This is a genomic window from Bradyrhizobium sp. USDA 4451 (genome assembly GCF_054822585.1).
Genome location: NZ_JBTRCH010000001.1, coordinates 8195117 through 8206511 on the forward strand (window position 1 = coordinate 8195117; position 11395 = coordinate 8206511).

Annotated in this window: 7 protein-coding genes; 1 reads left to right on the forward strand and 6 read right to left on the reverse strand. The window is 59.0% G+C overall.

Annotated features, from left to right (window positions below):
• Nucleotides 1-35: 35 nt before the first annotated feature.
• Nucleotides 36-992, forward strand: a complete 957-nt coding sequence (locus ACVMB0_RS38125) for an IclR family transcriptional regulator (protein WP_461349555.1) — start codon at nt 36-38, stop codon at nt 990-992.
• Between the two features lie 205 nt (nt 993-1197).
• On the opposite strand, the gene ACVMB0_RS38130 is transcribed toward ACVMB0_RS38125, so the two are convergent.
• The 6 genes from ACVMB0_RS38130 to ACVMB0_RS38155 all read right to left on the reverse strand — a co-directional run bounded on the left by ACVMB0_RS38130 (nt 1198) and on the right by ACVMB0_RS38155 (nt 11202).
• Nucleotides 1198-1866, reverse strand: a complete 669-nt coding sequence (locus ACVMB0_RS38130) for an SDR family oxidoreductase (protein WP_461349556.1) — start codon at nt 1864-1866, stop codon at nt 1198-1200.
• Between the two features lie 169 nt (nt 1867-2035).
• Nucleotides 2036-3667, reverse strand: coding sequence for a long-chain fatty acid--CoA ligase (locus ACVMB0_RS38135; protein ID WP_461349557.1), 1632 nt, complete (start codon nt 3665-3667; stop codon nt 2036-2038).
• Between the two features lie 442 nt (nt 3668-4109).
• Nucleotides 4110-5351 carry a pyridoxal phosphate-dependent decarboxylase family protein gene (locus ACVMB0_RS38140; protein WP_461344838.1) on the reverse strand — a complete coding sequence of 414 codons (1242 nt, stop codon included), beginning with the start codon at nt 5349-5351 and terminating at the stop codon, nt 4110-4112.
• A 45-nt stretch (nt 5352-5396) separates the two neighbouring features.
• Entirely contained in the window at nt 5397-7118 is a 1722-nt protein-coding gene (locus ACVMB0_RS38145) for a hydantoinase B/oxoprolinase family protein (protein ID WP_461344839.1), read from the reverse strand.
• Complete coding sequence (locus ACVMB0_RS38150; RefSeq protein WP_461349558.1) at nt 7115-9196, reverse strand: hydantoinase/oxoprolinase family protein; 2082 nt, start codon at nt 9194-9196, stop codon at nt 7115-7117. The genes ACVMB0_RS38145 and ACVMB0_RS38150 overlap by 4 nt, the downstream gene beginning before the upstream one ends.
• A gap of 569 nt (nt 9197-9765) precedes the next feature.
• Nucleotides 9766-11202, reverse strand: coding sequence for an aldehyde dehydrogenase family protein (locus ACVMB0_RS38155; protein WP_461349559.1), 1437 nt, complete (start codon nt 11200-11202; stop codon nt 9766-9768).
• Nucleotides 11203-11395: the final 193 nt, after the last annotated feature.

The window sequence follows — 11395 nt, forward strand, 5'->3', positions numbered from 1 at the left end:
CGGCTGTTTCTGCGGTAAGGAAGGAGAAAAAGGACTTGCAAAACCTCAACCAAGATCCGTCGGGTCCCCTCGAGCGCTACGTGCGGCTTCTGGAGGTACTCGCGACTTTTCCGGGCTCGTTGACTTCACCCGATATTGCCGCCCTGCTTTCACTGCCCAAAGCCACCGCGCATCGTCTGCTAAAGGGGTTATCCCGGTCGGGCCTGGTCCAAGGCGGCGGAAACCGTCCATATGCGTTGGGCGAGCGACTTTTGAGACTGGTCCACGCCGCGGCTAACGATGATTGGCTGACGTCTCTGGTTCAACCCCATCTTCGCGCGTTGACGGATCGCACTGGAGAAACCTGCTACGTTACCCGTTTAATTGGCGCGCGGGTGGTCGTTTTTGCCTCCCTTTCACCAGACGTACGCTGGCGAGGTTACGCCCAACCCGGAATTGAAATGCCAATCAATGCCGCGGCGTCGGCAAAAGCGATTATGGCGTGGCAGAACAGAGCAACAGTGGAAGAAGCGCTTTCACACGAAATGCCGTTGTTTACCGTCAACACGCGAAACGACCTTAATTGGGTCGAAGAGCAGCTTGCTGAGGCGCGAAGTCGAGGTTACGCCACCTGTATCGGAGAGATCGATGAAGGTCTTGCCGCTGTCGCCGTTCCTGTACGACTTTCAAACGGGCTGGTATTGCATGCCGTGGCGATGACAGGCCCCCTGCAACGCATCATGAACGGTCAACTGTCTGAACGGCTCGATGCTCTGCGAGAAGCGGCCCGTACGCTCGCGGCGCCGCTCTCAATTGGAGAGAGATTAAAGAGCAATCAAGAAATACCAGTTCAGAAGGGCAAGTTGATAAGCGGAATGGCGGTCGAGCCGGATGGCATCAAGCCGAGCGCAACAATTCTACCTCGCTCAGGACCGGCGAAACAAGCAGGCAAGGCGAAGAAGAAGACAGCACCGGTTCGCAAGCAGGCCCGAACGCGGCGCGACAACTACTAACTCTGGCGCGATTTCCTTAGTCCCGCAAACCGGCCTCGAGCAGACCGCGCCAGCAGTCGAGAAGTCATGACAATCGAAAGGTACCGTCGCACCAACCGCAAAGGGTTCGCGTTGAACGAACTTGCGGCGAGTCTACTGGAGCCATACTCTGTAAGTCCACATACCAGGTCCATGATAGCTCGTGAAGCATCTGGTGCGGCTGACTTCACCAGGGAAGTTCGCTGCCATCATAATTGAACAACCGTCCGGTGTTGTGCGAGGCAAGGTTCGCAATCACATTCCGCATGCCGGAAACGCTTTCCTCAACGTCAATCTCTGCGCCGGACGTTCCCATATCGGTCTTGACCCAGCCCGGATGTAACGCCACGACAACGATGTCTCTTGTCGCCAGATCCATTGCCATCGATCGTGTGATGGAGTGCAGGGCCGCTTTTGTGGCGCGATAGAGATAGACTCCACCGTCCAGATTGCATCCGTTACTACCTCTGCGGCTGCCAATATTGACTATCTTCGCACCATTCGGAATGAGAGGAAGGAGTGCTTCCGCTACTTGAAGCGGCGCAATGACGTTTATGTGAAAGGCTGTCTGCCAAGTTGAATAGTCTAGGCTTCCAAGAGGAGCATATCCTGAATGGTAGCCCGCGTTGTTGATCAGCAAGTCGATCTTATAGTCTCGGAGTGTTTGCGGCAAAGCTCGTATGGCACGGTCATCTTGCACATCGAGTTCGAGCAATTCAGCCCCCCAGTCGCGCGCCTGAAAAGCCTCTTTCGGTCGTCGACAAGCAGCGATCACGTGCCATCCAGCTTGACGATATTGTCGAACGAACTCCAAGCCCAACCCCCTGTTGGCGCCCGTCACAAAAACAGTTTGCATCGCATCACTCCTGGACCATTGCAGCATCTAGCCGTATCATCCCGTCAAGCACGACCGGCTGGAGAATGGGTGTGGTTGGTTAAGGACGTCCGACAAGCGGTGACTGGAGCCAGGCGCGAAGCTTTGCACGCATCCGGCTGACCAGTCATGCTGGGGAAGGTCACAAAGCTCATTCCGGAAATAGTTCGCGCAACCTTAGCTTCGAAAATTTACCGGTCGATGTTCGCGGGATCGAATCGACGAACTCGTAACGCTCTGGCAATTGCCACTTAGCGAAACTGCGAACCATCAGATATTCATTCAGCTCTTTTGCCTCTATCCGCTTGCCAGCTTCTTTAGATACGACGCATGCGAGTGGTCTTTCGCTCCATTTTTCGCTCGGGATCGCGATCACAGCGGCTTCAGCAATATCCGGATGCTCCATCAACGCATTTTCGAGATCAGCCGAGCTGATCCACTCGCCCCCCGATTTGATGAGGTCCTTCGTGCGGTCGGTAATTCGTACGAAACCGAAGGTGTCGATCGAGGCGACGTCACCGGTGCGTAGCCAGCCGTCTTCGGTAAATGTGTCGGGAGCAGCGGAGATTTCATGATACGAGTTTGTGATGAAGGGCCCGCGAACTTGGATTTCGCCAACGCTTCTGCCGTCCCAGGGTTGCTCGCTCTTGTCTCCCCAAAGACGCAAATCTACGAGAGGCACCGGCACACCAGCCAGAGTAGCACGACGATAATGCTCCGCTTCCCCGGCATCGCGCAATTCGGCTCGCCGATACGATCTGGTACAAAAAGCAGATGTTTCTGTCATGCCCCAAGTTTGTTCGATCCATACACCATGCTTGTCGAATGCACGGATCAAAGATTCGGGTACCGCGGCGCCCCCGGTCACTGCACGCATTGCTTTCGGAAGCTTCCAACGCTTCGCCTGTGGCGCGCTATCCCTTTGCGAGGCTTCGAAGGCCTGCATCAACATCATCCAGATCGTTGGAACACCAATCGCAACGGTCGGAGGCTCTATCTGCATCAAGTCAAGAAGATCATCGGCATGCAGGTGAAGTCCAGGAAAGACGAGCTTCGCGCCCAGATTGACTGCTCCATACGGAATATCCCATGCATTTACGTGGAACATCGGAGTAAATGGCAGCACGACATCTGTGCTACGCAAAGCCCAGAACTCGCTGAGGCTCGCGACGAGTGTATGAAGAATCGTCGAGCGATGCGAGTAAACCACGCCCTTAGGCCGACCGGTCGTACCTGAGGTATAGCACATCGACACCGGATCGGTTTCATCGTGCGGGACATATTCGAAGTCATCCGGGTTCTGATTCGCGAGCATCGCTTCATAATCTGTCCAGCCGGCCGGAACTTGCGCATCAGAGAACGGGAACACGATCACTTGCTCGAATTGATGCAAATGCGCGAATTGCTCATACAGCGGCAACAGTACGTCGTCGACGATGAGAAAACGGTCCTTTGCGTTTCCTGCGATCCATCCGATCTCCTCAGGAGACAGGCGCAGGTTTAACGTGTGCATCACTCCGCCAGCCGCGGGAATGCCGAAATAGCACTCCAAATGAGCATGGTGGTTCCAACATAGCGTCGCCACGCGGTCGCCTTTGGAGAGACCCAGGTCGCGCAGGGCCGACGCAAGCGAGCGCGAACGTCGATAGAAGTCCCCATATGTGTGCCGGCGAAGACTCTTGTCGGGAAGACGGGAGACGATCTCGTTTCTAAAGAAAATTTTTCCCGCTCGTTCCAGCAGATGGTTGAGCGACAGCGGTACATTCATCATTGTGCTTTGCATAGGCGATTCCGTGGTCACACTTCGATCCGAACTCTGGCGGGCGATCTCGTGGCTTGGAGACGCCTTCGTATATCCCGGCCGCTGGAGACCCATGCCGCCTCAATCTGCTTCTCTGGATCGACGCTTCCAACCTGCATTTCAGTTTCAGCTTCGTACAAAGATATCACCGCTTCGACCATCTGCTCTGCGAGAGCAATGGGCCGCCAAGAACCTGCGAGGGCATCCTTCTCGAAAGGTAGCGTTTCCCTCCGTAGCGCCGTTTAGCGCAGCCTGCCTTGGATTGTTTTGGAAGCGGCAACAGGCTGTTTGTCTTGAGGCTCGACTTGACGTCTCGCCGGGTGCCGCCACCTGAGCTACCGTCAAGTGCGTACGCGTTGATCGTGGCCTTTGAGAGCGTGACGAGCTGTACATGCAAAGATGTTCTTGTCCTGTCACAGTCATCTCAGTAAGTGCGGAGATCGACTTTTCCGATTTCCTTGGTGCTTCGCACGTGATCGACGCATGCGGCCAGATCGGCAAAGTAGGCGTCGAGCGCGGGGGCGACGACGGGATTGAGGGCGATATGGACGGCTTTCGGCGTGATCGACTTGCCGACGAACCAGCCTTTTTCGGCCATGCGATCTGCGACCGCATAGATATCGACGTCCGGATCGACCGAATCGTACATCAGAATGCAGAGGTCGCTGGGCCGGAGCACCTGAAGACCATTGATCTGCTCGACGCCTGCGATAAACCGCTCCCGGGTTTCCATGATCACGCGGGCGATCTCGCGGTAACCGGCATGACCAAGTGTGTTCATCACCGCCCATGCTGATGCGATGGGACCGGCCGCCCGGCTCCCCTGGAAGGTATCGGTTACGTAAGTGCCGCGCGGCCAGTTGCTGAACTCAAAGCGCTGGTATTTTTGATAGTCGCGATCCGCAAACAGGACCAGGGACGCGCCCTTTGCCGCAAATCCATATTTGTGGATGTCGGCGGACAAGCTACAGACGCCGGGGACTGAGAGGTCAAAGGGAGGAATAGGATAGCCGAGTTCCCGCGCAAAGGGCGCCAGAAAGCCTCCTACGCAAGCATCGACGTGCAACCACAAGCCGCGCTTCTTAGCGAGCGCCCCGATCTCTTCGATGGGATCGAACACACCATGCGGATATCCAGGCGCTGAAGCGTAGACCATGCAGGTGCGCTCGTCGATCGCGGCCTCGAGTAAGCCAACGTCCGCACGGAAGTCGGATCGCAAAGGTGTGCGCACGACATCCATCCCGAGATAGTCGGCGGCCTTGTCAGCGGTTGCGTGACCGGAAACGGGCATCACGATCTTGGGGCGATCAATGCCTTTCTCCTTTCGTGCCCAGTCTCTGGCGGTTTTGATTGCGAGAAAGATGCTTTCGGTGCCGCCGCTGGTGAAGGTCCCTCCGGCGCGGGAGCCTCCGCCCAGAAGCCCAATGCCCATTTCGATGACTTCGGTCTCGAGAGTGGCGACGCTCGGAAACGCCTTGCGACCGAGCGCATTCTCAGTGAAGAACTCCATGTAAGCCTCTTGTGAGACCCGCATGAGTTCCTCAGTATAATGATAGACATAAACCGGCAGACGCCCATCTTTCCAGGCGTAGTCGCCCTGCTTCAGTTGACGCAAGCGACCTTTGAGCTCACTCCAGTCCGTTCCAGTTTGAGGCAGTGTAGCCATTGCTTTGGTACCTAATGTTTAATGGTCAGCGAGTGCGGTAAGCATTCAAGTGCCGGCGCGGAGCTGCCGAGTTTTGGCTTCGTCGATGCTGCATCCGTCGGGCGTGATGGCCACAGCATACTCTCGTTCGGCCGCCACAACGCTCACGATGCCATCGCGCACGTCACGCAACACGCGCGATGGATCGCGTGCTTTAGGGTCGCCATATCCGCTACCACTCGATGTGAGGGCATGAAAGGTCGCGGGTGCGTATCGTTCCACGCCATTTTTGGTCGCCTGAATTACTCTGCCATCCGGCAGTGAGACGGTTTGTTCTCCGATGGCACCTGGCTTGCCGCCGGCAGCACCGAAAGGCGTGCCGATTGGAATCGTGAAGGAATAATCGGCCGGCGTGAGCACCTCGACCTCGTAGTCGCATCCCGACCCACCACGAAAGCGGCCGGGACCGGCGTTGTCGCAACGAAACTCCTGGCGTCGGAAACGTACGGGGTACAGCTGTTCGTAGGTCTCGAGGTTGGGCAATGTGAGCCCGCCCAGGGTGATGAGACCGCCGATGATGTTGAAGCCATCGCGACCTTCAACGGCACCGCAGCCCCCCGCTGCGGGAAAGTTATGCATGACGTAGTGATCCCCGCTTGGGCGAAGACCTGACAAGATGGTCTGCACTCCGGGCCCCCAACTGGCCGAAGCGCGCTCGGGCAGAGCCTGTGCCAGCGCTTTCCAGAGCGCGTAGATAATCTCCCTTGCCACCGATATTGTGTTCATCGTCATTGGCGCGGGCGATCGCGCATTGACGAGAGTGCCTTCCGGCAGACGGATCTCGACACTGCGGAACGCGCCCTCATTCTTGGGCAGGTCGGGCTCGAAGAACGAGGCTAGCGCCATGAACACAGCCGACGTGCTGTTGGCGACCGAGCTGTTCTTGAAGCCGCGCATCTGGGGCGACGTGCCCTCGAAGTCGATGATCAGGCCAGACTCGCCGACTGTCAGCGTGAGGGCAATCCTGCTGTTAATTGGCTCAAAGCAATCATGCTCAACGGGCTCCTCCGCTTTCCAGGTCCCCTTCGTGAGCCGGGAGAAAGCGTCCCGAAAGCGTCGATTGGCGTGATCCAGCACGGCTTCGAAGAACTCGCCGGCCCGATCGGCGCCCAGCTCTTCGCCAAGCAAGGTGAGGCGCTCCGCGCCGATGCGGGTCGAGCCGATCATGGCGCGCACATCGCCATCGAGCGCTTCCGGCATTCGCGTGTTGAGCAGCAGCAGGCGCCACAGGTCCTCGCGCGGGCGACCCGCTTCGATCAACTTCAGGACCGGCAGCCGGATGCCTTCGTGAAAGATCTCCGTGGCGGCCGAATTGTAGGTGCCGGCAGCGCCGCCCCCGATGTCCACCTGATGCGCACGATTGCAGGCAAATGCGATAAGCTTGCCCCCCACGAACACCGGCCAGGCGATGACCCAGTCGGGCAAGTGATTGCCTCCGGCGGTGTAGGGGTCGCTCAAAAGAAAGACGTCGTCGGGCGTGATCGCGTCCTTGAAGTCGCGCAGGATTGCACGAACCGCAAAGCCGCCTCCGCCGGTATGGATCGGGATGCCGTCCGCCTGGCTCATTACAATGCCGCGGGCGTCGGCAATGAAGCAGGAGAAATCGTGGCTCTGGGTCAAATGCGGAGATCGGGCGGTGCGGGTCATCACCCCTCCCATCTGAAGCGCGATATGATCCAGCCGGTTCTGCACCAGCGCGAGCGTAATGGGATCCAGCGCGAGGTTCATAGAGCAGCTCCGATATGGACCAGGAAGTCGTCGGCGGGGTTGACCTCAACCACGTCCCTGGGGCCGACGAAGGCGGTGGTCGTCCGCTCTTCGATCAGCAGCGGTCCTTGCAGCTTGCAACCCGGGCGAAGATCGTCTCCATCGTAGACTGGGACATCCTGCCACCCATGCGTGGAATCAATCCACACGGAACGTTTTTGCCGCGGCACCGGTGGCTTTTGCTGTGGCTCTCGAGCAGGACGGGGCGACCAGTCCAGGCTGCCGCGGCCGACCACGCGCAAGGCCGTGATCTCAAGGCGACCGCCGGGCTGAATGTGCCCGAACAGACGCTGATGCTCGGCTTCGAAAGACTGTCGTGCCGCCGTCTCGTCAAAACGGTTCTCGCTTAAGCTGATCCGGACAGACCATTGCTGCCCCACATAGCGCAGATCGATCACGCGCTGGATCGCGCTCTTGTCGACAAAGCCCTGCCGGGACAGAGCGTCACGCGCCCTGGCCTCCAGCTGCACAAATCCAGCCTCCAGCGCCGATCGATCGACCCTGTCGAGGTCGGCGACAAAGACCTTCAGGTAATCCTGCCGCACGTCAGATTCCAATGTGCCCATGGCGCAGAAGGCACCGGCCGCACGCGGCAGCAATGCGCGCTTGCAACCCAGCGCGCGCGCGACGGCTGCGCCATGCATTGGCCCTGCTCCACCTGCGGCGACCAATGTGAAGTCGCCCGGGTTGTGCCCCCGCTCGATGCTGAGTCGCTCGACGGCGTGCAGCAGGTTTTGCTCCAAGAGACGGATCACACCAGCAGCCGCATCTTCGACAGAGAGGCCCAATGGACGTGCAAGCTTGTTCTCGATCGCACGCCGCGCCAGCTCGAAGTCGAGCTTCACCGCGCCACCCGCGAGCTTGCCTCCGCGCAACCGGCCGAGCACCAGCTGCGCATCTGTCACCGTAGGCTCTTCGCCGCCCAGTCCGTAGGCCGCAGGCCCAGGCTGTGCGCCAGCCCCGCGGGGGCCGACAGTCAACAGCCCCGCCGAGTCGACGGAGGCGATGGTCCCGCCGCCGGCGCCGACCGTATGGATCTCGACCGATGGAACCGTCAGATGATAACCATCGATCACCAGTTCGTCGCTGACCGGCACCTGGCCTTTGGCCATCACCATGACGTCGCAACTGGTGCCGCCGATCTCCATTGAGATGAAGTTGGGCGTATCGTCGGACGGAGCGCATCCCTTCAAGGCGCCTACTGCCGCTGCCGGGCCCGACAAAACGAGCATCACAGGACGGCTGGCGACTTCGGCGACCGAGACAGCACCGCCATTGCTCTGCAACATGAGCAGCGAACGAGGTAGACCAAGCTCGCGAAGTCTCGCGTCGAGGGCTTTGAGGTAGCGCGTGACCTTGGGAGCGACATAGGCGTTCATGACGGCCGTCGAGCCGCGCTCATACTCGCCCATGGTCGGCATGATCTCACTCGACAGCGAGATCCAGTCGCCATCCCAGCTCTTTGCCAGTGCCTCCCCAGCTTCGCGCTCGTGCCTGCTATCGAGAAAGCTGTTGAACAGACACACCGCGACCGATTCAACCCCTTCCTTCTTGAAGAGTGCGGCAGCACTGGCGACGTCCTCGATCGCCAGGGGCGCAAGCTCAGTGCCATCGGCAGCGATACGCCCGCCGACGGGCTGACGCAGATAACGGGGGACCAGAACCGGCGGAAATGGGGCGCGGTGGTCCCATTGGTTCTCGCGAATGCCGCGGCGGATCTCCAGGGAATCGCGGAAGCCGCTGGTGGTCAACATCCCCACCCGCGCACCCTTCTTCTCCAATATCGTATTGGTCGCGACCGTGGAGCCGTGCACAAACAAGGCGCAATCCCGCAGCAGCGAAGCGAGCGGCAGATCGAGCTCACTTGCCGCCAGCCGCACGACGTTGAGCACACCCTCGCTGGGATCGGCGGTAATCGACGGCGTCTTGAAGATCCGCACATGACCCGCGCTATCGCGCAGCACCATGTCCGTAAACGTGCCCCCAACATCAACGCCGATGCGCCAGGGTGCAACTAAACGAGAAGAGGATTTAGTCATCGGTCGCTTTCTTTGTCATCGCCACCGCGCGCCGAGAACGAGGGGCTGCTCGCCGGATTGCGCGAACGCGCAGGGCAATCCGCGAAAAGCTTGTCTGGGGCATTACCACGCTTATTTGATTGTCTCGTTTTTCGAGACGTTCACTCGATAATCGATACCATGACCCGGCAGCGTTTGTTTGTCAAGTGACGCCCCCTCGCCGGGCCGTCGGCGTTCCTGGCTTGTAACGGTGTGATTTTTCTGCGGTTGAGCTTGAGAGCGCGCAGCGGGTTGCCTCCGCCTTCATTGTTGAAGCGGCCAACTTGGTGGAACCATGCAACTGTCGCACGCAACGTCTGACAGGGCGGCTCTAATTGCGAGCCTCACCTGCGCCAAAAGGCGGCGATCACGCGCGTATCTAACGGGTCGCAGATGAGCTAGGTGGATACTCGGCCGCATACGCGCGGGAGATATGACCCTCTCTCAGCGGAAAGTTGCCCTCGCGATCACGACTTTATTGCGGTCTCGTCAATCGTGTGCCCGCTCAACCTGTTTGTGCGACCGGCTACGATGGCGCCGCAGTGGGCACGTCAGGTGCCGTGACGAATCGTGACCGTCTTCAAAGCCCCAAATCCATAGAGCGCCTCAAATCCCTTTTCACGACCGAAGCCGGATCCTTTCATGCCACCAAAAGGAAGTTCAACACCACCTCCCGAACCATAATTGTTTACGAACACCTGCCCGGCCTCAATTCTGCGCGAAAGACGCATTGATCGGCCAAGGTCAGACGTCCACACGCCGGCCACGAGACCGTATGGCGTGTCGTTTGCGATCCGTACCGCATCGTCCTCGTCGCGAAACCGGAGGGCAACGAGTACAGGTCCGAAGATTTCCTCCTGCGCCAAGGCGTGATCCGAACGAACATCTCCGATGAGGGTGGGTTTGACGTAATAGCCACCGACCGGCAGGTTGGTCGCGAACGAGCCCTCTGCTAGAATCTGCAACTTGTCTCGCCTTGCCATGCTCAGGTAATTCTCAATCCTCGTGCGCTGCGCGGCGTTAACGACAGGACCGAGATCGAGATCCTGGCTCGCGGAGCCGACCCTTAGCCCCTTAAAGCGTGTGGCAAGTTCGGATGTAAACTGATCGTAGATTTCGTCCTGGATCAGCACCCGTGAGCCAGCACTGCAGGTCTGACCAGAATTGTGCACGATGCTCTTTACGATCGCGGCTGCGGCGTCCTCCAGAGGCGCATCAGAGAAGACAAGCTGAGGTGATTTTCCGCCCAGCTCGAGTGTTACTGGAATGGTATTAGCAGCGGCGGCAGCTTGCACGACGGCGCCGACCTCGCGGGATCCGGTGAAGCTGATATGACGAATGCCTGGATGGGCCGTCAGTGCTGCACCGGCTTCCTCTCCGAGACCGGTGACGACATTGAACACGCCGGGTGGAAAGCCAGCTTCTTCGACGAGTTGTGCCAGCGCAAGCGCTGTCAGAGACGTGTCCTCGGCCGGTTTGAGGACAATTGCATTACCCATCGCGAGCGACGGTGCAACCGTGCGGCCGGTCATCTGCAACGGATAATTCCACGGCACGATGTGGGCGGTCACCCCATATGGTTCGTAGAAGGTCATTGCTGTGTAACCGTTCCGAAACGGGATGGTCTCGCCATGAACCTTGTCGGCGGCAGCGCCATAATATTCAAAGCATCTGGCGCAGGCAGCAACGTCCGCCAGAGCGACCTTCATTGGCTTTCCGGCGTCATCGCTCTCAAGTTTTGCAAGCTTCTCGAAGTCGCGACGAATGAACTCGGCCGTTTTAAGCAGCAACTTGCCTCGGGAAACCGCGTCTACTGTTGTCCACAGTCCATTAAGTGCGGCGCGACCAGCCAGAACCGCAGCGTCGATTTCGCATGCGCCGCTGCGTGATATCTCAGCTATTTGCAACCCGTCTGATGGGTTGATCACCGCTAAGGTCCTGGTAGCGGCAACCCAGCGGCCTGCGATGTAGTTTTGATAGACGCGCACCTACTTATCCGTTCTTGCGGGCCGCAGGGCGGCGGCACAATTGCCTGACCCTGGCGCGGCACTGTCACAACGCAGACGGCGGCGCTGCGCTCTTCCATAGCTCAGCACTGTGGGCGAAGCGACGACGGCTGCGGAGCTTAACCGGTAAGCCCCGCGCGCCGCGTTCCATGCTTCCTTCCGTCCACGTGTCTCA

Bases quoted from the DNA above. Each gene is read 5' to 3' on its own strand.
- ACVMB0_RS38130 (WP_461349556.1), bottom strand. From the start codon at position 1,866: ATGCAAACTGTTTTTGTGACGGGCGCCAACAGGGGGTTGGGCTTGGAG.
- ACVMB0_RS38135 (WP_461349557.1), bottom strand. From the start codon at position 3,667: ATGCAAAGCACAATGATGAATGTACCGCTGTCGCTCAACCATCTGCTG.
- ACVMB0_RS38140 (WP_461344838.1), bottom strand. From the start codon at position 5,351: ATGGCTACACTGCCTCAAACTGGAACGGACTGGAGTGAGCTCAAAGGT.
- ACVMB0_RS38145 (WP_461344839.1), bottom strand. From the start codon at position 7,118: ATGAACCTCGCGCTGGATCCCATTACGCTCGCGCTGGTGCAGAACCGG.
- ACVMB0_RS38150 (WP_461349558.1), bottom strand. From the start codon at position 9,196: ATGACTAAATCCTCTTCTCGTTTAGTTGCACCCTGGCGCATCGGCGTT.